We start from the raw sequence: 21,116 nt of genomic DNA, 5'->3' as shown, positions 1-21,116 counted from the left end.
ATTGGACGCCGATTGACACTGGGGATGCGCGACAGGATCCGCGCCGACCTCGGCCCCGCGGATGCCGCCCCGCCCGACGCGCTGCTTACAACGCGGGCCAGATCACCACGCTCCTGGCCCGCGCACGCTGGCCATCGTTGATGTCCGTCACCTCCCGGGCGGTCGCCGTGCGCCGCGCCCAGGCTTGCCGCCCCGCCGTCGCCGGGGGCATCGCCCTGAGCGCGAGGCCCTTCGACAGCGGGACGTCGAAGCCGCGGCCGATGTCGACCACCGGCACCGGACAGTCGCCGAGGACGTAACCGTGGCCGAACGGGGCATCGAGCAGGGTGACGTCGAGGCCCTTGACCGCCCTGCCGACGTCCAGCGTCGCGCAGAGCGACGCCAGGTTGGTCGGTAGGCTTGGGTCGTAGGGCCGCAGGTCCACGATCTCCTCCGCCTCCGCGAAAGCCGCATCGCGACCCATGGCCCGTACACGCCGCCACAAGCCCGCCTCCAGGGTGACGCGGAAATCTCGCTCAATGGCTCGAAGGTAATCGGCCTCGGAGGCGTGGGCGTCGGCGTCGGCAATCGCCAGCGCCAACTCCTTCGACCTAGCGTGGCTCCGCGCCATGGCTTCCACGTTCCTGCACGCGGTCAGCGCGAGGAAATCGCCAAGCTGGTCCCGGTCGGCCAACGACGGCACCTTCCGGTCGCGATGCAGGCGCTTGAACAGGTTCGATGCCTTGCCGTCGATCAGCGCGAGGTCATCCTCGATCTCGTCGCTCGGCCGCCACCACCCGTCAAACACTGTGTAGATCCAGTGATCCGCCATAATGTCGTCGGTCGAGAGTTGATGGGCATGCACGCCGTCGATGGAGCCCTCGATCCTGCCTCCCCTGCCGCTGAAGCCGCGAAGCCAGAACCTTGGAGTGTAGTGTTGATTTTCTTTCTCTGAGATGGGAGGTTGTAATCTGTTCATACTTTATATTACACTCGCGCGTCCGTATTTTCAATAATTGCTTTGCGTGACAGACGCATTCCTCCGCGGTCCATCCTTCATCGCGGTGGCTTCTTCGAACGACGGTAACGAGCGACGACAAGCGTTACTTTCCCGCGTCTGGCGGCCGCGACGGGACGTGGCCGCAGCTCCATATGGTGGCGCCGGCCGCATGCAGTGACCGGACCCGACCTAGTGGGATGCTTGGATACCTGCGACAGAAGCCACGCCGGCCGTTACCGCGCCGCTCGCACCCGCGGATCAAGGGACGTGGCACCCGCGGTCAAGCCGCGCGGTCCGCGGCGCGCCCGCCCCGCACGGTGGCGAGCTGGCGAGAATCCTCAGGCGGTTTCGTTCCCGGGGGCGGGACCGATGCCGTCGAGAAGGTCCGGACCTGGCCGGCGGGCGGCCCACTTCCGGAACACCGCGAGGGCGGACTTGTCGGTGATCCCGTGCCGGGCCGGGTTGTTCTCGTCGAGGATGCGGCGCAAACGCTCCGGCACCTCCCGGTGCCAGAACTTGGTGTGCTTGGGCCCGACGTCGCGTCCGAGTTCCTGGTAGGCGCCGTCGCCGGCCCAGCGGAGCCCCTTCGCGCCGAGAAGCACGCCGATCTCGCTGGCGCGGAACCCGAGATGCCTGCCGATGCTCGCTGCGGTGCAGGTGTAGATCACCGCCGCCTCGGCCGAGACGGTCGGCAGGTCGGGCGACGCGCCGCTCCCGGCGACCCGGGCGAAGGCCTCCTCGGCCTTGCCAGTCCTCAGGCCGTGCAGTTCAGTGACGAGGAGTTCGACCCCCCGGGTGAGGCGCTCGATCATCTCGCCCTGGCGCTGCAGGCGCTCGCCCTGCTCCCTGACGCGGGCGTCCTGTTCCTGCCGCTCGGCCCGCAGGATCTTGTTCTGCTCGCGGAACTGCGCCGCGATGGTCTCCCCCACGTCGCGCGCGAACTCCTCCATCCCGCTGAGGGGCTTCCTCGGCGGGAGGTGGTGCAGCACGCCCATGGGAGGACGCTCGTCGGTCACGCGGCGACGGCTTCCGGCTGGGCCCGATGGACGGCGTCGAAGGCCGCGTCGGCGGCGAGCGCGGCGATGTCGTCGCGGTCCACGTCCGGGCGATGCGAGAGCTTCTCCCGCAGGGTGGCGTGGGCACGCCGGCGGTCGTCGCGCTCGATCTGGGCGAAGACCTCTTCGGCCTCGGGGTTCTTGATCCCGGCGGCAAGCATCTCGCGCCGGGCCAGGTACGGGTCGCTCGCAAGTGCGCGGATGTATCTGTCGGCGACCTTGCTCTGCGGGACCTTGCCGCGCTCCCAACGCGTCCAGGTCTTCGGGCCGGTGGAGAGGATCAGCTCCATGTCGGTTTGGCGGAGCTTATACTTCAGACGGATCGCGCAGAGCTCCTCGGCGGACAGCAGGCCCTCCAATTCGCGCACGGCCGCGGCGTGCGCGAGCTCGTGCTGCGAGATCTGGGAACCGCGATAGCTGACGTTGCCGCAGGCGGCGCACACCATGCGCCGGTCCTCGAACGTGACCTTCTTCCCGGAACGCTCGACGACGAACGGCTCGACGCGCTCTGAGACCGAGATCCCCTCGCAGGCTTGGCAGGGCTCAAGTGTCATCGGTCGATATCCTTCTTGAACGACGTGACGACCAGGAACTCGGTGCCGTCGCTGGCGGTGGCGACGAGCAGCTTCAGGAACATCCAGTCCGAGCAGTCATCGACCCAGATCGAGTAGTAGTCCGACACCGTGGTCGGATGGTGCTTGCGGGTCTGCTCGGACTTGGTGAAGTGGGCCTCCCCGAGCTCGGTCTGGATGATCGCGAAGAGATCATCCGAGTCCAGGTCGCGGCGCCGGAGCTCGTCGAGGACGGGGGTAAAGAGCTGGCGTCCCTCCTCGTCACAAGCCAGGCGCCTGACCTTTTCCAGTGGATTGTGTGGCGCCATCCAGCCTCCAAGAGGTAGCACCATGCTACCCAAACTTCAACCGCGGCATTGTGCTGAGGTTGCCGCATCCCCGCTCTCAGTTGGCCGATTGTGAGCGGAACGCGAAGGATTTTACGCGTGGCCGTTGGCGCGGTTCCACACGCGGGGCGTCGGTTCGCCGTTCCTTTCGTGGCCTGATTCGGTGCTCGTTCGGCGGGTGTGTCCTCTATTTCGGTACCCGACACCATGAAGGGGGCGTCTGCTGCGCTGTCCCACCGAGACACGTTGATCCAGCGCAGGGCCCATCAAGCCGGACCGGCTTCATCTCGGAGGTGCGAACGAACGGGAACAGATATGACGACGACGGCCGTGGGCTTGCTCGGGGCGAATGGTCGGCGGTCGCCGGATGGGTGGCCGCCCTGCGTGGGTGGCTGGCCATCTTGCCGCTGGCCGGTCTCTGCCTCGACTTTGCGGTGCAGGCCGTCGGCCGGGCGGACATCGCGGCGGCGGCTTGGACCCGCGCGACCCCAGCTGTCCTCGGGGTCCTGATGATCCAGCCAGTGACGAGCCTGGCGAAGGGAGACGTCGGGCTCGACCCCGTCGTCCTGCTCTCGATAGGCGACGCGCTCGTCCACTCGCAGCCGCTGGCCGGCGCGGTCATCGCCCTCATGTACACGGGCGGCCAGTCGCTGGAAGCCTACGCAGCCAGCCGCACCAGCAGGGCGATGTCGGCGCTGATCGCGCGCCAGCCACGTACCGCCCTACGCGAGGACGGTGGCGCGTTGACGGAGATGCCCCTGGCGGCGCTGGTCCCGGGAGACCGCATCCTGGTGCGCGTCGGCGGCGTTCTGCCGGTGGACGGCCGGGTCGCGGTGGGACGCGCCGTGCTCGACGGGGCGAGCCTCACCGGCGAGGCGCTACCGGTCATCCATACATACCGGCTTGCCCTTGCCGACGCGGCCATCGCCGCCCACCGGCACGGCACTCTTCAAGGTGCGGCGGTCTTGGTGCCGTAATCGATGATGATCCGGCTAGTGCGCCAGCTTGGCCGGCGTGCTGCTTGCCGGGCAGGAACCTGCGAACGGTCGAGCACAGTCTTGGCCGCGGCGGGCAGAGCCCATATGAGGCACAGCCCGCCACGCCCGCCCGGAGGTCCCCTTGAGCAGATCGGTTTTCGTCAGCCACGCCGTCAAGGACAGGGAGCTCGCCGCCCAGGTCGTCGCCCTCCTTGAGGAGGGGATGGGCGTGCCGGAGGACGAGATTTTCTGCACGTCGCTGAAAGGGCACGACATTCCGGCGGGCGAGAACTTCGTCTCGTACATCAAGTCCCAGATGCAGGGTCCGAAGGTCGTGATCCTTCTCCTGACGCCCGCCTACTTTGAAAGCAAGTTCTGTATCAGCGAACTCGGCGCGGCATGGGTCAAGTCGCATGCCATATTCCCCATCCTCGTGCCGCCACTGGATTACGCCGACATCAAGGATGTTCTCCTTGGCACACAGGTTGTGAAGATCGATGACGATATTTCGTACAATCAATTGCGAGAATTGCTGCAGAAAGAGATTACCTTCACCCCGAAATCCCAAACGAAGTGGGACGTCAAGCGCAGATCCTTCCTGAAGGATATCAAGCCGATTCTTGCCGATATGCCTGGACCCAGCATGGTGTCCGCCTCGGCACTCGAAGCCAAGGACCGGCAATTGGAGGAAGCGCGGGTAGAGTTGGATGAATACGAGGAAACCGTGCAATCGCTGAAGAAGCGGCTTGCCGCTGTCGAAGCACTCAAGGACAAGGCTGCCGTTGCGGAGGTCAGCAAGCAGTTCGACGACACGGGCTTGACCGAACAGTTGGATGAACGCACGAACGAGATCGCGGAGTACCGTTCCACTCTTCGCGGCACGGAGATGCTGAAGTACGCTCTAAGTGCTTTTTATGGAAAACCCTACAAAATCAACCGATTTGAGGACCGCGAAGTATTCGACGAGGCTGCTCGCTTTGGGTTTATCAACGGCGACGACGAGCCAGTTTGGTCCCAGCGCCACATGAAATCCCTACGCGCCAAGCTGAAAGAGCTCGGAAGCTTCATTTCGGAGAATGAAGGGGACCTGGGTAAGCAAGTCGACGAGGACGTGCCATTGGAACCCGAGAACCAGGATTTCTGGGAATACCACTATAACATCTAAATTGGAGGCCAAGTCACGTTGGTGAGGAGGCGTGTGTTGGCCGGCGCCGAGTTCGCGTCTTGCCAAAGGCTAGCCCGCCGCAGCACCGGCTTCCAGACCGCCTCGCGGCCATTGACGCGCGACGTGACCTAACCGGGCCAGTGACATAAAGACTCAGTGGCGGTCTCGGTTCGTTCGTACGGGGTATTGGGTAGAGCTATCTAATACCCCGTCGCCGTGTCGCATTCCCCGGGCGCCGGCCCCAGTCGGAACGGTCTACGACATCGTTCCGACTGCGCGGCTCTGTGGATCCCGGCGCAATGGGCTTGCGCACATATCATGGCCGCGACACGTTCACCGTATCTAGGAGGCACAGACATGAAACCCGCCGGCCAGCACCCAACCGACTGAAAGCCGGAGTGCCGCCGCTTGCCGAGCCTCCGTTTCCCGCGAGGCTCACGTGTCACGCCAACTCTTCGTTTCGGATACACACTTCGGGCACGGTGCTATCCTGTCGCCCAGGATGCAGGCCCAGCGTCCGTTCGCCTCCATCGAGGAGCACGACGAGACGCTGGTTGCAGCGGCGCGGCGTCGTCGTGCGCCGGAACGTCGTGGTCGGCGGCGCCTACCGCCCCTATGGCGCCTGGTGGCCAGCCGGCGGAGCCATCGCGGCCGGGGCGGCTCTCGGCTTCGTCGGCGCGGCCACCGCCGCGGCCTGGGCCGGCTCGCCGCCGGCCCCCGGCTACTGCTGGTACTACACCGATTCCTCTCGGACGAAGGGCTTCTGGGACCGCTGCCCAGCCTAAGCGCAGGAGGCTTCCATGGAGATCCGCAAGTGCGCCGCCGAGGCCACCGGCACCTTCTGGCTCACCTTCGCGCCGCTGGCCATCGGCCTCTGCCTGACGCCGCCCGCGTCGGCGGAGTGAGCCGAAGCACGCGCTCCACACACCGACACCTCAGGTCCGTGACCCGGACCTACCCTGCAGGAGAGGACCATGAGCGAGACGCGGCGGTCGAACGATGTCGATGGCGACGAAGGCGCGAGCCGAGCCTTCAGCCGCCGTGCGATGCTCCTCGGGAGCACCGCCCTGGCCGCATCCGCGATGGGCGCCGCGCCGGGGGCGCAGGCCCAGGCGCCGGCCCTGCAACCTGCCCCCGCGAGGGCCGGCTCGTCCGGTCGACCGGTGAACATCCTCGTGATCTTTGGCGATGACATCGGCCAATCGAACATCAGTGCCTACACCTTCGGCCTGATGGGCTACCGGACGCCCAATATCGACCGGATCGCCCGCGAGGGCATGATGTTCACCGATTACTACGCCGAGCAGAGCTGCACGGCGGGCCGCTCCTCCTTCATCACGGGGCAGGCGACGCTCCGGACGGGCCTATCCAAGGTCGGCGTGCCCGGAGCGACGGTGGGTCTGCAGAAGGAGGATGCAACCATCGCCGAACTCCTCAAGCCGCTGGGATACGCCACGGGGCAATTCGGTAAAAACCACCTCGGCGACCGCGACGAGTACCTGCCGACCAACCACGGCTTCGACGAATTCTTCGGTAACCTCTACCACCTCAACGCCGAGGAGGAGCCCGAGCAGCGCACCTACCCGCGCGATCCCGAGTTCCGCAAGCGGTTCGGGCCTCGCGGGGTCATCAAATCGTCGGCCGACGGCAAGATCGAGGATACCGGCCCGCTGACGAAGAAGCGGATGGAAACCATCGACGACGAGACCTCGGCGGCGGCGATGGACTTCATCGAGCGGCAGACCCGGGCCGACAAACCGTTCTTCTGCTGGTTCAACTCCACGCGCATGCACTTGCGCACGCATGTCGCTGAGAACCGCCGCAGCCCGCCAGGCATCACGGCGCGGACGGAATATGCCGATGGCATGGTCGAGCATGACGGGCACATCGGGCAAATCCTGAAGAAGCTCGACGACCTCGGCATCGCGAACGACACCCTCGTCCTCTACACGACCGACAACGGCCCGCACATGAACTCCTGGCCGGACGGCGCGATGACGCCGTTCCGCAGCGAGAAGGACACGAACTGGGAAGGCGCCTTCCGGGTGCCCTGCATGATCCGCTGGCCGGGTCGCATCCAGGCCGGGACGGTCTCCAACGAGATGGTCAGCGGTCTCGACTGGTTGCCGACCCTCGTGGCGGCCGCGGGCGACCCCGACATCACCGACAAGCTGCTCAAGGGGCACACGGCGGGAACGAAGAGCTTCAAGGTCCACCTGGATGGCTTCAACCAGCTTCCGTACCTCACAGGGCAACAGGACCGGAGCGCCCGCAACAAGTTCTTCTACTTCAACGACGACGGCGACCTCGTAGCCATGCGCTACGAGAACTGGAAGATCGTCTTCGAGGAACAGCGCGCCCCCGGCACGATGCGCATCTGGGCCGAGCCCTTCACGAGCCTGCGTCTGCCGAAGCTCTTTGACCTTCGCGCGGATCCCTACGAGCGCGCTGACATCACTTCGAACACCTACTACGACTGGTTCGTCTCGCAGCCCTACATCATCTTCCTCGCGCAGGATGAAGTCGCCAAGTTCCTCGGAACGTTCCGCGAGTTCCCGCCACGCCAACGGGCAGCCAGCTTCAGCATCGACCAGATCATCGAGAAGATGCGGCGTGCCACCGAGGCGCACAGCAAGTAGCGCGTCAGGAGGCAGGCGATGTCCACCCGGGGAGATACCTTCAGCCGCCGCGGACTGCTTGCGGCCGCGGCGGCCGTCCCCATCCTGGCCGGGCCGTCTTGGGCAGGCGCGGTCCGCGCCCAGGGCGATCCCTTGCCCTCTTGGAACGATCGCGCCCCGAAGCGGGCAATCCTCGACTTCGTCGGTCGCGTCAGCCGTGAGGGCGGGCCGGACTTCGTCTTGCCGGCGAGGCGCGTCGCCGTGTTCGACAATGACGGCACCCTCTGGGCGGAACAGCCAATTTACTTCCAGGTCGCTTTCGCCTTGGATCGCGTGAAGGCGCTTGCCCCCGAGCATCCGGATTGGAAGGAGGCTCAGCCCTTCAAGGGCATCGTCGAGGGCGACCTCAAGGCCGTTGCGGCTTCGGGGGAGCGAGGCCTGCTCCAGGTCATGGCGGCGACCCACGCCGGCATGACCACGGAGGCCTTCAACGCCACCGTCGCGGACTGGCTACGAACCGCGCGCCATCCCCGTTTCAACCGTCCCTACGACAGCCTCGTCTACCAGCCGATGCTGGAACTGCTCGCCTACCTGCGAGCCAGCGGCTTCAAGACCTTCATCGTCTCGGGCGGCGGCGTGGAGTTCATGCGCGTCTTCGCGGAACGGACCTACGGCATCCCCCCTGAGCAGGTCGTGGGCTCGTCCGGCGTCACGAAGTTCGAGATGGGGCCCGACGGGACGCCGGCCCTCGTGAAGGAAGCCAAGGTCGCCTTCATCGACGACGGCCCCGGCAAGCCGTCCGGCATCGACCGCTTCATCGGGCGTCAACCGATCCTGGCCTTCGGCAACTCGGATGGCGACCAGCAGATGCTGGAATGGACGGCCGCCGGAGCCGGGCCCCGCTTCCTGGGTCTCGTGCATCACACCGACGCCGAGCGCGAATTCGCCTACGACCGCCAGTCCCACGTCGGACGCCTCAACCAGGCTCTGGACGAGGCCGGGCGGCGCGGGTGGACGGTGGTCGACATGCGGCAGGACTGGAAACAAGTATTCCCGCCAGCCCCTCGGAGCGAGCGATGACCGACGCACCCGTGCTGGACCGGCGCAGGGCCGTCACCGACCCGGTGCCCGACATGGTGTTTTTGCCCGGCGGCACCTTCAGGATGGGCTCCGACCGGCACTATCCGGAGGAGGCGCCGGTCCACCGGGTCCGCGTCGACGGCTTCTGGATCGATTTGACGCCGGTCACGAACGCACAGTTCCGGGCCTTCGTGCGCGCCACCGGGTACGTGACCATGGCCGAGCGGCGGCCGGACCCGAAGGATTATCCCGGCGCCCTGCCGCGCATGCTTCAGGCAGGCTCCCTGATGTTCAAGCCGCCGAAGGGGCCCGTCGATCTCAGGGACTGGAGCGCGTGGTGGCGCTTCAAGTTCGGTGTGCACTGGCGCCGCCCCTACGGCTCGGGCTCCTCCATCGCCGGACTCGACGAGCACCCGGTGGTGCACGTCGCCTTCGCAGACGCCGAGGCTTACGCGGCCTGGGCCGGCAAGGAGCTCCCGACCGAGGCCGAATGGGAATACGCCGCCCGCGGCGGTCTTGACGGGGCGGAGTTCGCCTGGGGCGACGAGCTCACGCCCGGCGGCCGGCACATGGCCAACACCTGGCAGGGCGCCTTCCCGCACCAGAACCTGGCCGAGGACGGCTTCGAGCGCACCTCGCCGGTCACGGCCTTCCCGCCGAACGGCTACGGCCTGTTCGACATGACCGGCAACGTCTGGGAATGGACGACCGACTTCTACGTCCCGAAGCATCCGGCCGACGCCGCGAAGGCCTGCTGCATCCCCCAGAACCCCCGAGGGGGCCGGCCGGACGAGAGCTTCGATCCGAACCAGCCAGAGATCCGCATCCCTCGGAGGGTGGTCAAGGGTGGCTCTCACCTCTGCGCGCCGAACTATTGCCGTCGTTATCGCCCAGCCGCCCGCCACCCCCATCCGGTCGACACCTCGACGAGCCACATCGGGTTCCGCTGCATCCGTCGGACGGAAGCGGCCCCGTGAGAGGCCGGGCATGTGGACGCGGCAGAGAGGGACGGACGTCCATGAGCCGCCGGTCCGGTCGTGCACTTGCTCTCGCCTGCCTCAGCGTCGTCCTGCCCATCGAAGCAGCGGAAGCGCGCGGCGTAGCCTCCACGGGTTCGGACCGCATCCGCGTCGTCTACGAGCCGCCTAAAAAGGCGGCCTATCGCGGGATCTACGATTCCCTGCGTCGGCAGCGCGTCCTGGAGCGCGTCGGCGCCATCGTCGGCCTGGCCCGCCTGCCGACCCGCCTGACCTATCGGCTCAAGGAATGCGCTGGGGAGGCGAACGCTTGGTACGCACCCGAGAACCGGAGCGTCACCCTCTGCTACGAGTTGGTCGCCGGTATCCATGAGGTCGCGCCGAAAACGACGTCACCGGCCGGGGTTTCCCGCCACGACGCGCTGGTGGGGCCTGTCGCCCAGATTCTCATGCACGAGAGCGGACATGCCCTCTTCGACCTGCTCCGTGTGCCGATACTCGGGCGTGAGGAAGACGCGGCCGATCAGGTGGCCTCCTACGCCCTGCTCCAACTGGGTGGCAAGGAGGCGCGCACGGTGGTGAACGGGAGCGCCTACTTCTTCGCGACGACGGGCAAGAACGAGCCCATCGACAAAGGCGGCTTCGCGGACGTCCACGGTTTCTCCTGGCAGCGCTTCTACAACCTCGCCTGCCTGGCCTATGGGTCGGACGAGAAGCGCTTCGGCTACATCGTCGCCAAGGGCTACCTACCGAAGGAGCGGGCCGAGGGCTGCGGCGAGGAGTACGATCAGGTCGCCTTCGCTTTCGAGACATTGATCGTCCCGCACCTGCGCGTGAAACCAGGCCGAGGCGAGCGGCTCCGCCGAGCGTTCGAGGGAGCCGCCCGAGGACGGTAGATCCCCGGACCTCACCACTCCGAACCGAGCTTCCCGCAGGTATCGCCGTCTGCGGAAGAGTCCCGATTCGGCTGAGGCGCCGGCGCTCCTCGGGAAAGCCATGACCATGATGAGTGCGTTGGCGGATGCGGCCGCGCCGCCATCTGCATGCGGACCGCGCCCGCGCAGTTCCCACAACTGTCAAGCCTGTAACGGTTTCATATCGGCCAAATAGCAGGGGACCACCCCTTCATGTGGCAGGAAGGTCATACTTACTCAAGATCCTGCGAGACTAGGGTTTACACGGCGAGCCCTAGCCTATTCCCTGATCTTGTTCCGAGCTTCTTGCGGAAAGCTGCACTCGGGATGACCCGTTGGGGGCAGGCATGCGGTACGTCGTGCGTCACCTGTTCGGAGGCGTTGCCCTGGGTGCGCTCCTTGCTGCGCCCCCTTCAGCTAAAGCCGCGGAGGGCGGCCTGAGCTTCTACATCGAGGGGCAAGCCGTTCCATTGGGGGGCGTAGTTCCCCCGCAAGGCCTGTACTTCGACAGCACGACCTACTTCTACAATGGCAGGCTCGGCGGCAATCGCACCACCCAGCTCGGCGGCAACATCATCGCCGACGCCAAGGTGAACATGGTCGTCGACTTCGTGACGGCGCTATGGGTCACGCCCGTCAAGATCCTCGACGGCGACCTTGCCTTCGCCTTTGTCATGCCCTTTGGCGAGCCGGCCGTGCGGGCAGGCGTTCTGCTCGACGGTCCACTCGTAAACCAAGTGGCCGGCCGGCCCGTAGGCGCCAGCGTCAGCGACGCCACCTTCAATCCTGGCGACCCCATCGTCTCGGCTTCGCTCGGTTGGCATTCCGGCAACTGGCACTGGAAGTTGACCGGCTTGGTCAGCATTCCTGCGGGCGGCTACGAACCCGGCCAGCTCTCGAACGTGGCCCTCAACCGCTATCTTGGGGACATTTCCGCTGCCGCGACCTATCTCGACCCGACCGTCGGCATCGAGCTCTCCGCGGCCGCAGGCTTCACGCTCAACGGTACGAACCCATCCACCCGGTACACGACGGGCCATGAGTTTCACATCGACGTCTCGGCCTCGAAATACCTCACGAAGGAACTGTCGGTCGGCGTCATCGCCTCCCACTACCAACAGATCACCGGCGATAGCGGTCCGGGCGCACGCCTCGGACCGTTCAAGGGCCGGGTCACGGCCGTGGGTGGCACGCTCGGCCTGACCGCCCTGGCGGGACAGATTCCGATCACCGCCCGCGTGAAGATCCTGCGCGAGGTCGAGGTCGAGAACCGCTTCCAGGGGACAATCGGCTTCTTTGAGGTCTCATTCCCCCTTTGGGTCCCGACCCCGAAGGCCGCGGCCGAGCCGAAACCGGTGGCGGCGAAGTTCTGACGCCGCCGCGAGACCGATAACGCGCGTGATCTCGTCGACCGGCACGTCCTCGAGCATCGTCCGCGCAGCGGCCTGGGCCCATGGCTGAAATCGCGGATGGCTGAAATCGCGGCCGGCCGCCAGATCGCAAGGCTGTAACGGTAACAGGGCTGACATGAGGGTCGGCTCATCCACACTCTCGCCGGGGGCGCACCGGCATGTTCCAGGATGTTCAGGCACAAGGTGACGGAGGCGGCTCGGCTGCGCGTGCCGCCGTCCTCGACCTGCAGGCGCGCATCAACCGGGACATCATCGGCCAGGAGCGCGTGGTCGAGCGCATCGTCATCGCGCTGTTGGCCGACGGCCACGTCCTTCTCGAAGGCCTGCCCGGCCTTGCCAAGACCCGGGCGATCAAGAGCCTGTCGAAGAACCTGGAATCCGATTTCAGCCGCATCCAGTTCACGCCCGACCTCCTGCCCTCCGACGTCACCGGCGGCGAGATCCTGCGCACCGACGGGCAGTTCGTGTTCCGCAAGGGCCCGGTCTTCGGGAACTTGGTGCTGGCCGACGAGATCAACCGCGCCCCCGCCAAGGTGCAGTCCGCCCTGTTGGAGGCGATGGAGGAGCGGCACGTGACCGTGGCCGGCAAGCGCTACGACCTGCCGCCCCTTTTCATGGTGCTCGCCACCCAGAACCCCATCGAGCAGGAGGGGACCTATCCGCTGCCGGAGGCGCAGATGGACCGGTTCCTGATGCATGTCCGGATCGACTATCCCTCGGATGCCGACGAGGTGCGGGTGCTCCGCCTCGTGCGGTCCGAGCAGGCCCCGGCGGGCGCGGCGGCGGCCAAGCCGCCGAAGATCCCGCAACGGGCCATCCTCGACGCCCGGGCCGAGATCGACCGCGTCGTCACCAAGGATGCCGTCGAGGCCTACATGGTCGCCCTCGTCGCCGCCACGCGCCGGCCCGGGGAGTTCGGCGACAAGCTGAAGGCGTGGGTGGCCATCGGGGCGAGCCCGCGCGGCTCCCTCGCCCTCGACCGCTGCGCGCGCGTGAACGCATGGCTGCGCGGCCGGGACTACGCCACGCCGGAGGACGTCCAGGCGGTGGCGCACGATTGCCTGAGGCACCGCGTCTCCCTGAGCTACGAGGCCGGCGCGGACGGGGTGACGGCCGATGGGGTCCTCGACGAGGTGATCAGGCAGGTCGCTGTGGCGGCCTGACGGGGGGCACGCGATGGGGCGGATGGCCGAGCGACGCGGCGACAGGGGCGATGGGAACCCGTCGAACGGAGCGCGTGCCTATGTCGGCCTCGATGCGCTTCTGCGCCTCAGACATCGGGCTAAGGGCTTCAGCTTCCTGCCGCGGCAGCCCGTGCACAGCCTGCTCTCGGGCCGGCACGCCTCCCGCCTGCGGGGTCGGGGGCTGAACTTCGAGGAGCTGCGCCACTACTTCGAGGGCGACGACACCCGCACCATCGATTGGCTGGCGACCGCGCGCCTCGGGGCTCCGCACGTTCGCGTCTACTCAGAAGAGCGCGACCGGCCGGTCCTGCTCCTCGTCGACCAGCGCACCACGATGTTCTTCGGGAGCCGGCGGGCGATGAAGTCGGTCGTGGCGGCCGAGGTCGCGGCCCTCGCGGCCTGGCGGGTCACGTCCCTGGGTGACCGGGTCGGCGCGGTCGTGTTCGGCGACGCCGACATGACCGAGGTGAGGCCGCAGGGACGTGAGACGGGGGCCGTCCGGGTGATCGCCGAGGTCGCGCGGCGGAACGCGCTTCTGGCGGCCGGCGCCGCGCCTCCCGGGGCCGATGGGCAACTGAACGAGGCCCTGCGCCGGGCCGAGCGCCTGGCGACGCACGACTGGCTCGTCTGCCTCGTCACCGACGCCGCGGGCGAGGACGGGGAGACCACGCGCCTTGTCACCCGCCTCACGGCCCACAACGATGTCCTAGTGGTGCATGTCCATGACCCGTTCGAGCTGGAACTCCCGGATGTGGGTCCGGCGGTGTTCAGCTCGGGCGACGCACAGGTCGAGGTCGATTCCTCCTCGAAGAGCTTGCGCAGCCGCTATTCGGACGAGCGCGCCGAGTGGCGGAAACGCCTGGGCGCCTTCTCGCTCCGACGCGCCATCCCCGTGCTGCCGGTCACGACCACCGAGGACGTCGCGACACAGTTGCAGGCGCTGATCGGGAAAAGGACCGAACGACACCTCTCCGGCGTCGGAGGGACAGCCCCATGAACCCGGATCCCGGCAGCCTGGAGAACCTGCGGGACCTGGCGACACCGGCCCCGGTGGCGTTCTGGCCCCCGGCGCCCGGCGCCTGGATCGTGTTGGCGGGGCTCCTTGCCATGCTGGCCCTTGTCCTGCGGGATGCCCGAAGACGGCACCGCGCCAATGCCTATCGGCGCGCGGCCCTCGCGGAACTCGATGCCCTCGCGGCGTCGCCCCGGCCGGATGCCCGCGCCGTCGAGCGGGTCTCCGAGGTGATGAAGCGGGCGGCGCTGGTGGCCTTCCCGCGCGAGCAGGTCGCGCCTCTGAGCGGTGCGAGGTGGGCCGATTTCCTCGCCGGAAGCGGCAGGGGCAAGCTCGACGCGCCCGCGCTGCGCAGGCTGCTGTGCGAGGCCTACGGCGCCCCTGGTCCGGAGCCGGCCGACCTCCGCAGGTTGACCGAGCAGGCCCGCATCTGGGTCGCCGCGCACCGCTCGACCGGCAGGGCAGAGGCGGGCTGAGCGTGCTCACGTTCTCCTATCCCTGGCTCGCCGTCCTGGCGCCCCTGCCGCTCCTGGCGTGGTGGCTCCTGCCGGCGCATGTGACGTCCCATGCGGGTCTGCGGGTTCCCTTCTTCGCCCGCCTCGTCGCCCTCACGGGCCGGAACCCGCACGCGGGCGGGCTCGTGGCGCCGCGAAGACTCCCACGCCTCGCGACGCTGGTCGTCTGCTGGCTTCTCGTGCTCGCCGCCCTGATGCGCCCGCAATGGATCGAGGCACCCCTGCATCGGGACCAGCCGACGCGCGACCTCCTCCTGCTGGTGGACCTCTCCGGGTCGATGGACACGAAGGATTTCACCGACGCGTCCGGCAGGACCGTCGACCGGCTGACGGCCGTGAAGGCCGTGCTCGACGACTTCCTGTCCCGTCGCAAGGGCGACCGCGCCGGGGTCGTGGTCTTCGGCGACGCGCCCTTCGCGCTCGTGCCGTTCACCACGGACCTCGACCTCTGCCGCGAGATGCTGCGCGACACCGTCGTCGGGATGGCCGGCCCTCGCACGGCGCTGGGCGATGCCATCGGGCTCGGGATCGCCCTGTTCGACCGGAGCCCGGTGAAGGCCAAGACCATCATCGCCCTCACCGACGGCAACGACACGGCCAGCCAAGTGCCTCCGACCGAGGCCGCGCATGTCGCCAAGGACAAGGGCATCGTCGTCCACACGGTCGCCATCGGGGACCCCTCGACGGTCGGCGAGGACAAGCTCGACGAGACGACCCTCAAGGACGTGGCGACCGCGACGGGCGGCTTCTTCTTCCGCGCCCTCGACCGAGACGAACTCGCCCGCATCTACGGCCGCCTGGACGGGATCGAAACCCGCCGGATCGACACGGTCACGTTCCGGCCGCGGAAGGACGTCTACTGGATCCCGCTCGCGGCGGCCCTGCTCGTCTCGCTTCTCGCGCAGGCCGTTCACCTGCTGCTCCGGGGCCGCTCCCCATCGCCTGCGCCCCTGTCTGGATCCGCTATTTCGCCGAAGGCGGGGGCCTCGTGATGAGCATCCTCACGGCCTTCCATTTCGAGCGCCCAGCTTGGCTGCTGTTGCTGCTGCCGGCCGCGGCGCTCTGGTACATGGAGCGGCGGAGATCGGATGAGGCCCGGCGCTGGCGGCGCGTGATCGACCCGGAACTGCTCCGGCACCTGCTCGTCGGGCAGGAGCGCCGGTCCTGGCTCTCGCCGAACGACCTGCTCCTCGCCGTCTGGGTTCTCGCCGGGGTCGCCGTCGCCGGACCCGCGTGGGAGCGCGAGCCGTCACCCTTCGCGGATGCCAAGCCCCCGGTGATGGTCGTCCTCCGGGTCGCGCCCACGATGATGACGCCGGACCTGGCGCCGACCCGCCTCGACCGGGCGCGCCAGAAGCTGGCCGACCTGCTCAAGCTGCGCGAGGGGGCTTCCAGCGGCCTCGTCGCCTACTCGGGCTCCAGCCATCTCGTCCTGCCGCCGACGCCGGATGCCGGCGTCGTCCTGAACCTTGCGCAGGCCCTCTCGCCCGAGATCATGCCGCGCGAGGGCGACGACATCGCGGGCGCCGCCGCGCTGGCAGACCGCGTCCTGGCGGGAGGGGGCCACGGCGGCTCGATCCTCCTGATGGCCGACACCGCGACCGGCGGCTTCGGTCCATCCCGGCTCGGTCATCCCGTAACGGTTTTCGCGCTCCTGCCGCCGGACCAGGATCGGGGACGCCTCGCCGGCGTCGCTCGCGCCCTCGACGCGGACCTCGTGGCGACCACGGTAGATCAGGTCGATGTCGAGGCGGTCGCCCGACGGCTCGACCGCACCGGCCGCGCGGCCGAGGTGGCGGGCGAAGGGCAGCACTGGAAGGAGGCGGGCTACTGGCTGACGCCGCTCCTCGCCCTGCTCGCGCTTCTCTGGTTCCGCCGCGGCTGGGTGACGGCATGATCCGCCTCGTCAAGCCCCCCAACCCATACGTCCTCGTGTCGCTGGCCGTAGTCCTGGCGCTCGGCGCGACCGCCTACCACGTCGGCTGGCGGAACCTCCTGCTCACGCCGGACCAGCGCGGGCGCTTCCAGATGGCGCGAGGCCGTCCGGGCGAGGCGGCTTCCGCGTTCCGCGATCCGGTCTGGCGCGGCGTGGCCCTGTTCCGGGCGGGTGACTTCAAGGCAGCGGCGCAAGCGTTCGGCGGCGTCGACACGGCCGAGGGCGCCTATGACCAGGGCAACGCCCTGGTGATGCTCGGCAAGTACGACGACGCCGTGAGGCGCTACGACCGGGCGCTGGCGCTCCGCCCCGGATGGGAGGAGGCGGCGGCCAACCGCGCAATCGCGCGCCTGCGGGCCGAGCGCATGCGCCAGGAGGGAGGCGAGACCGGCGACACCGAATCGAGCCCCGACGAGATCGTCTACGACAAGGGCAAGAAGGACGGCGCCGACACCACGGTTCAGGGTGACGGGAAGCCCATGTCGGACGAGGCGGTCCGGGCCCTCTGGCTGAAGCGGGTGCAGACGCGGCCGTCGGACTTCCTGCGGGTCAAGTTCGCCTACCAACTCCAAACGGCGTCCGGTACCGGTGTCGGGGCCCCGCAAGGGGGGCGACCATGAGGCCGCCCGTCGTCATCCTCGCGCTGGCGGTGGTCTGGGCGGGCTTGGCATCGGCCAAGGCCGCCGAGGTCGTGGTCCGGACCCAGGTCGATGAGGCGGGCGACATCGTCGTGGGCCAGCCGGTTCACCTGCATGTGGACGTGCTCTTTCCCGGCGGCATGCCGCGCCCGCCGCAGGTCAAGGTCGGCGACGCCCCGGGCGCCCAGGTCCTGCGCTTCGAGACGCAGGGCGTCACCATCAGCGACGCGATCGGAGGCCGGCCCTATGTCGGGCAACAGTTCGAGTTCGTCGTCTTCCCGCGCCGGGGAGGAGCCATCGACATCCCGGCCGCAGAGGTCACGCTGCTCGACGCGGCAGGGGATCGGACGGGAACGGCGACGGGCGAGGCGCGGCGCCTCGTCGTCACCGTGCCTCCGGGGCTCGACGCATCCGGACCCGTCATCGCAGCGGACGAGGTTGCCGCCACCCAGACCTGGGAGCCCGATCCGGCGCAGGCCCGGCCCGAGCCCGGCGCTGCGCTGGTCCGCACGATCCGCCGCAGCGCCGACGGCGTACCGGCCATGGGGATGGCCGACCTCGCCTTCACCGCTCCCGAAGGCGTCCGGATCTACGTCGACCCGCCGCGCTCCGAGGATCGGATGAACCGGGGCGCCGTCACCGGATCGCGCGTCGACAGGGTGACTTATGTCTTCGAGAAGCCGGGCAGCTACGACCTGCCCGCCGTCGTCCAGCCCTGGTGGGACCTGGATGGGGCGCGGGCACGGGCGGTGACGCTTGCCGGCACGCATGTCTCCGTGGCCCAGGTGGCCCCTCCTGCGGGAACGCGGTCCGCACCGGTCCGGCTCTGGCCATACGGCGTCGGAATGGGCGTCGTGGTGCTTCTAGGGGGGCTGTGGTTCGGGCGCCGACGCCTCTCGCGGCGCTGGCATCATCGGCAGGCCGCCCATCGGGCATCCGAGGCTGCCGCGCGCGCCGCCCTCTGCCGCGTCGCTCCGAAGGGGGATGCGGCGGCGACCTATCGCGCCTTCTCGGCCTGGCTCCGTCGGCTCCCGGATCCGGCCCGGTCGGCAGTGGTGGCGAACCCGGACCTCGCCGCGCTCGCGGCTGAGCTTGAGCGCAGCCTGTTCGGCGAGGACGGTCGTTGGTCCGAGGACCAAGGACGCCACCTCCGGGACGCGGTGAGGGACGCGCACAGAGCCGCGAGGCGGCTGCCCGAGCACGTATCGCGCGGCGCCCTGCCGCCGCTGAACCCCGCCGTTCGGCCGGCCTCGCTCAGAACGGGTTGATGTAGTTCAGGATCGCCGACTGTCGGAGCAGGACTTTACGGATGACGTGGGCCTGCTGCACGTGGTCCGTGTAGATCGCGGCGGTCCCGGTGCTGCCGGCCGGCAGGCGGCGGGCCACCTCGGCGTCGTCGAGCGTGACACGGACCACGAACGGCGCGGATTGGATGTCGACGGGCGCTACCGCGGAACCGCCGAACTGCGCCTGGCCCGTGGCGATGGCCTGCAGGACGGCCTCGACCCGCCCGGGATAGACGGTCCCCGGGAGTGTCTTGAAGATGATCTCGACGGGCTGGCCGGGCTCGACGTAGCGCGCGTAGATCTGGAGGATCTCGGCGCCGAGGAGGGTGTCGCCGGTGTCGATGAAGGCCATGACCGGCGACTGTGCGGTCACCCGCGCACCCTTCCGGAGCGTCAGGTTGGTCACGTAGCCGGCGGCCGGCGCCCGCACGGTGGTCTTGTCGAGGTTCCACTTGGCGCCCTCGAGCTGGGCGCGCAGCTGGTCCGCCTCGGCCTGTCGCTGCTCGACGTCGAACGCGCGCCCGGTCCCCCGGCTCTGCAATTGGGACATCTCGGCGAGCCGCGTCTCGGCGAGCTTGAGCTGCGCCCCGATGGCCTCGACCTGTGCGCGATACGGCGTCGGGTCGATCCGGAAGAGGACGGCGCCTTCCTTGAGCGGGGTGTTCGCCTTGACTGGAACGTCCACGACCTCGCCGGCGACCGACGGGACGATCTGGACCGAGTTGCGGATGACCGCCGCCGGTCCTGACGGCGCTCCCCAGCCCATCGGGATGAACAGCCCGACGAGCAGGAGAATGAGGACGAGCGCGGGCGACAGCTTCCAGAACAGGTTGAACGGGATGAAGCGGAGCCAAACGAACAGGACCAAGAGGGCGATATAGCTGTTGAGCAGGAAGACGATCATCGGTCCGCGCCCCGCCTCTCAGGGGCGTCGACGTAGGCCCAGACGAGGATCAGCGGCCAGAACACGAAGCCGAAAACCAGGGTGGCCCAGCTGCCGACGGTCACGGCCTGTGCCCAGGGATGTCCGCGCCGGCGCGCGATGCGGCCAGGCATCACCCCGAGCGCGACGACCGTCGCGACGAGCGTCGCCACCACGACCAACAAGACGATCCAGGCGAAGAGGTCGATGAACGGCACGGCCATGATGCGTGACGGTCGCACGCGCACGGATGTCTCTGAAGCCTGTAACCGTTACGGCTCCGGGCACCTGGCCGCCTGTATCCGCGAACACCTCCGTACCGCGCCCGGCGGCTCAAGGGCTCTCAGGCGACCGCATCCGTCACGCTGTGCGCGATGGCGTCGGCGAGCGCATCGATCCCGTGCTCCCGCCGGGACGGCATCCTCCCTTCCATCGACGGCATCGGATCCCTTCACCTCACCGCTTCGGGGGTCGCTGAGCGTCCACGTGTAGCGGCATCCTTCCGCGATCCCGTGCACGGCCACGTCGAGGGCGAGGACCGCCTCGGGCTGGGAGAGCAGCGCCCTGATGGCCTGCGCAGCCGCCCTGCGCTCTGGAGGCGGTGTCACGAAGACGCGAAACCCCTGGCCGGAGACGGCCTTGACGATCGCCTGAAGGTAGATGTCGCCCCTTGCCATCGCGCACCGGTCACGCCGGTCGCTCCGCTGCGTGACCACCACGGCCATCTGAAGCCCAGCCGTCGGGGCAGGACTTGCGTTCGAAGGCAGGACACGGCGATCAAACGGGCTGGTGGGGGTCAACGACGACGGCTGCGCCATCTCGCAGACCGGTATGTACGACCCCGGTCGCAGGACGAGGCGAAAGGCGGCGCCAGCGCCCGGCCCCTCGTAGTAGGCTGCGAGCGCCGACCTGATGCGAGTCGCCTCGATCCGGACGATCGGATCCTTGCCCGGATCAAAGTCCGGGCCGCGGCCGAACACGTCGACGCCGATGGTGTAGGCTTTGACGCGATCACCACGCCCGGCGAGCGCCTCCTCGACGACGAACGAGAGGAAGCGGCGATTACGCTCGGACAGCCGCAGGCCTTCAGCAATTGAGAGTTCGCGAAACACCCGTTCGAGCCCTGGCGAAGGCTCGCTCAAGTTGGTCGGCGAACGATCAGTATCCAAAGGGTCCTCCGCATAATGCGTTAGAACCAAGGCGGATCTTGCCCGACAAACGTGATCGGGCACCCCGTCATGAACCATTGGGACCCACACACAGACCAATATGTTACGCTAAGTTGCGAAGGATGTCTTCCTCAATTGCCTCAGCGAGCTGTCGATATTCGCACGCACGTTCAGGCCCGACCGGCTCGCCCGACTTGGACCAGTAGCTCGCTGCCTCGCAGGCCGCCTCGTAGGCGTCGCAGAGTTCTCGGAAGTTGGCGCCTTCCGCGGCCTTGTCCCTCAGTGCCTCGCGGTGCTCGGGATATCGAAGCAAAAGCCTCGCGAGGCCACGTCTCTCCGAACGCTCCATCGAAGCCTCCGGGAATTCTGTCTGCCGGCT

Annotated in this window: 21 protein-coding genes and 1 pseudogene; 15 read left to right on the top strand and 7 right to left on the bottom strand. The window is 68.2% G+C overall.

What is annotated here, in order from left to right:
* Positions 1–85: 85 nt before the first annotated feature.
* The 4 genes from MZTS_RS15150 to MZTS_RS15135 all read right to left on the bottom strand — a co-directional run bounded on the left by MZTS_RS15150 (position 86) and on the right by MZTS_RS15135 (position 2,914).
* Positions 86–958: a DUF4238 domain-containing protein gene (locus tag MZTS_RS15150; RefSeq protein WP_192284482.1), complete on the bottom strand. Its 873-nt coding sequence runs from the start codon at positions 956–958 to the stop codon at positions 86–88.
* A 359-nt stretch (positions 959–1,317) separates the two neighbouring features.
* Entirely contained in the window at positions 1,318–1,995 is a 678-nt protein-coding gene (locus tag MZTS_RS15145; RefSeq protein WP_192284481.1) for a hypothetical protein, read from the bottom strand.
* The gene (locus tag MZTS_RS15140; protein ID WP_192284480.1) at positions 1,992–2,588 is read right to left on the bottom strand and encodes a type II TA system antitoxin MqsA family protein; all 597 of its coding nucleotides are present in this window, start codon (positions 2,586–2,588) and stop codon (positions 1,992–1,994) included. The genes MZTS_RS15145 and MZTS_RS15140 overlap by 4 nt, the downstream gene beginning before the upstream one ends.
* Positions 2,585–2,914 carry a hypothetical protein gene (locus MZTS_RS15135; protein WP_192284479.1) on the bottom strand — a complete coding sequence of 110 codons (330 nt, stop codon included), beginning with the start codon at positions 2,912–2,914 and terminating at the stop codon, positions 2,585–2,587. Before MZTS_RS15135 ends, MZTS_RS15140 begins: the two co-directional genes overlap by 4 nt.
* Before the next feature lie 333 nt (positions 2,915–3,247).
* Between MZTS_RS15135 and MZTS_RS15130 the strand changes: the two are divergent.
* The 15 genes and pseudogenes from MZTS_RS15130 to MZTS_RS15060 all read left to right on the top strand — a co-directional run.
* Positions 3,248–3,819, top strand: a pseudogene (locus tag MZTS_RS15130) (P-type ATPase actuator domain-containing protein); the annotation flags it as partial.
* A 232-nt stretch (positions 3,820–4,051) separates the two neighbouring features.
* Entirely contained in the window at positions 4,052–5,074 is a 1,023-nt protein-coding gene (locus tag MZTS_RS15125; RefSeq protein ID WP_192284477.1) for a toll/interleukin-1 receptor domain-containing protein, read from the top strand.
* Positions 5,075–5,628: 554 nt separating this feature from the next.
* Complete coding sequence (locus tag MZTS_RS15120) at positions 5,629–5,859, top strand: hypothetical protein (protein ID WP_009865913.1); 231 nt, start codon at positions 5,629–5,631, stop codon at positions 5,857–5,859.
* Between the two features lie 189 nt (positions 5,860–6,048).
* On the top strand, positions 6,049–7,713 hold the full coding sequence (locus MZTS_RS15115; protein ID WP_210329306.1) for an arylsulfatase: 1,665 nt from the start codon (positions 6,049–6,051) through the stop codon (positions 7,711–7,713).
* Positions 7,714–7,731: 18 nt separating this feature from the next.
* Positions 7,732–8,772, top strand: coding sequence for an HAD family hydrolase (locus tag MZTS_RS15110; protein WP_192284476.1), 1,041 nt, complete (start codon positions 7,732–7,734; stop codon positions 8,770–8,772).
* Positions 8,769–9,749, top strand: a complete 981-nt coding sequence (locus MZTS_RS15105) for a formylglycine-generating enzyme family protein (protein ID WP_192284475.1) — start codon at positions 8,769–8,771, stop codon at positions 9,747–9,749. Before MZTS_RS15110 ends, MZTS_RS15105 begins: the two co-directional genes overlap by 4 nt.
* Before the next feature lie 41 nt (positions 9,750–9,790).
* Positions 9,791–10,645, top strand: coding sequence for a DUF4344 domain-containing metallopeptidase (locus MZTS_RS15100; protein WP_192284474.1), 855 nt, complete (start codon positions 9,791–9,793; stop codon positions 10,643–10,645).
* Positions 10,646–11,010: 365 nt separating this feature from the next.
* Positions 11,011–12,036: a SphA family protein gene (locus tag MZTS_RS15095; protein WP_192284473.1), complete on the top strand. Its 1,026-nt coding sequence runs from the start codon at positions 11,011–11,013 to the stop codon at positions 12,034–12,036.
* A 197-nt stretch (positions 12,037–12,233) separates the two neighbouring features.
* Complete coding sequence (locus MZTS_RS15090) at positions 12,234–13,238, top strand: AAA family ATPase (RefSeq protein ID WP_192284472.1); 1,005 nt, start codon at positions 12,234–12,236, stop codon at positions 13,236–13,238.
* Between the two features lie 22 nt (positions 13,239–13,260).
* Complete coding sequence (locus MZTS_RS15085; protein ID WP_246482125.1) at positions 13,261–14,256, top strand: DUF58 domain-containing protein; 996 nt, start codon at positions 13,261–13,263, stop codon at positions 14,254–14,256.
* Positions 14,253–14,747, top strand: coding sequence for a DUF4381 domain-containing protein (locus MZTS_RS15080; RefSeq protein ID WP_192284470.1), 495 nt, complete (start codon positions 14,253–14,255; stop codon positions 14,745–14,747). Before MZTS_RS15085 ends, MZTS_RS15080 begins: the two co-directional genes overlap by 4 nt.
* A 2-nt stretch (positions 14,748–14,749) precedes the next feature.
* Positions 14,750–15,778, top strand: coding sequence for a VWA domain-containing protein (locus MZTS_RS15075; RefSeq protein WP_192284469.1), 1,029 nt, complete (start codon positions 14,750–14,752; stop codon positions 15,776–15,778).
* On the top strand, positions 15,778–16,683 hold the full coding sequence (locus MZTS_RS15070; RefSeq protein ID WP_192284468.1) for a VWA domain-containing protein: 906 nt from the start codon (positions 15,778–15,780) through the stop codon (positions 16,681–16,683). The genes MZTS_RS15075 and MZTS_RS15070 overlap by 1 nt, the downstream gene beginning before the upstream one ends.
* Entirely contained in the window at positions 16,680–17,342 is a 663-nt protein-coding gene (locus MZTS_RS15065) for a tetratricopeptide repeat protein (RefSeq protein WP_192284467.1), read from the top strand. The genes MZTS_RS15070 and MZTS_RS15065 overlap by 4 nt, the downstream gene beginning before the upstream one ends.
* Entirely contained in the window at positions 17,339–18,628 is a 1,290-nt protein-coding gene (locus tag MZTS_RS15060) for a BatD family protein (protein ID WP_192284466.1), read from the top strand. The genes MZTS_RS15065 and MZTS_RS15060 overlap by 4 nt, the downstream gene beginning before the upstream one ends.
* On the opposite strand, the gene MZTS_RS15055 is transcribed toward MZTS_RS15060, so the two are convergent.
* The 3 genes from MZTS_RS15055 to MZTS_RS15045 are packed head-to-tail and all read right to left on the bottom strand — an operon-like array spanning position 18,615 to position 20,737.
* Complete coding sequence (locus MZTS_RS15055; RefSeq protein ID WP_192284465.1) at positions 18,615–19,550, bottom strand: HlyD family secretion protein; 936 nt, start codon at positions 19,548–19,550, stop codon at positions 18,615–18,617. The two genes, MZTS_RS15060 and MZTS_RS15055, sit on opposite strands and share 14 nt — an antisense overlap.
* On the bottom strand, positions 19,547–19,792 hold the full coding sequence (locus tag MZTS_RS15050) for a DUF3302 domain-containing protein (RefSeq protein ID WP_210329307.1): 246 nt from the start codon (positions 19,790–19,792) through the stop codon (positions 19,547–19,549). Before MZTS_RS15050 ends, MZTS_RS15055 begins: the two co-directional genes overlap by 4 nt.
* Positions 19,793–19,840: 48 nt before the next feature.
* Positions 19,841–20,737, bottom strand: coding sequence for a hypothetical protein (locus tag MZTS_RS15045; RefSeq protein ID WP_246482124.1), 897 nt, complete (start codon positions 20,735–20,737; stop codon positions 19,841–19,843).
* Positions 20,738–21,116: the final 379 nt, after the last annotated feature.

The organism is Methylorubrum zatmanii (assembly GCF_014845115.1).
In the GTDB taxonomy this organism is placed as follows: domain Bacteria; phylum Pseudomonadota; class Alphaproteobacteria; order Rhizobiales; family Beijerinckiaceae; genus Methylobacterium; species Methylobacterium zatmanii.
Note: the sequence above shows the minus strand (reverse complement) of the source record. Positions and strands in the feature narration are given on the sequence as shown.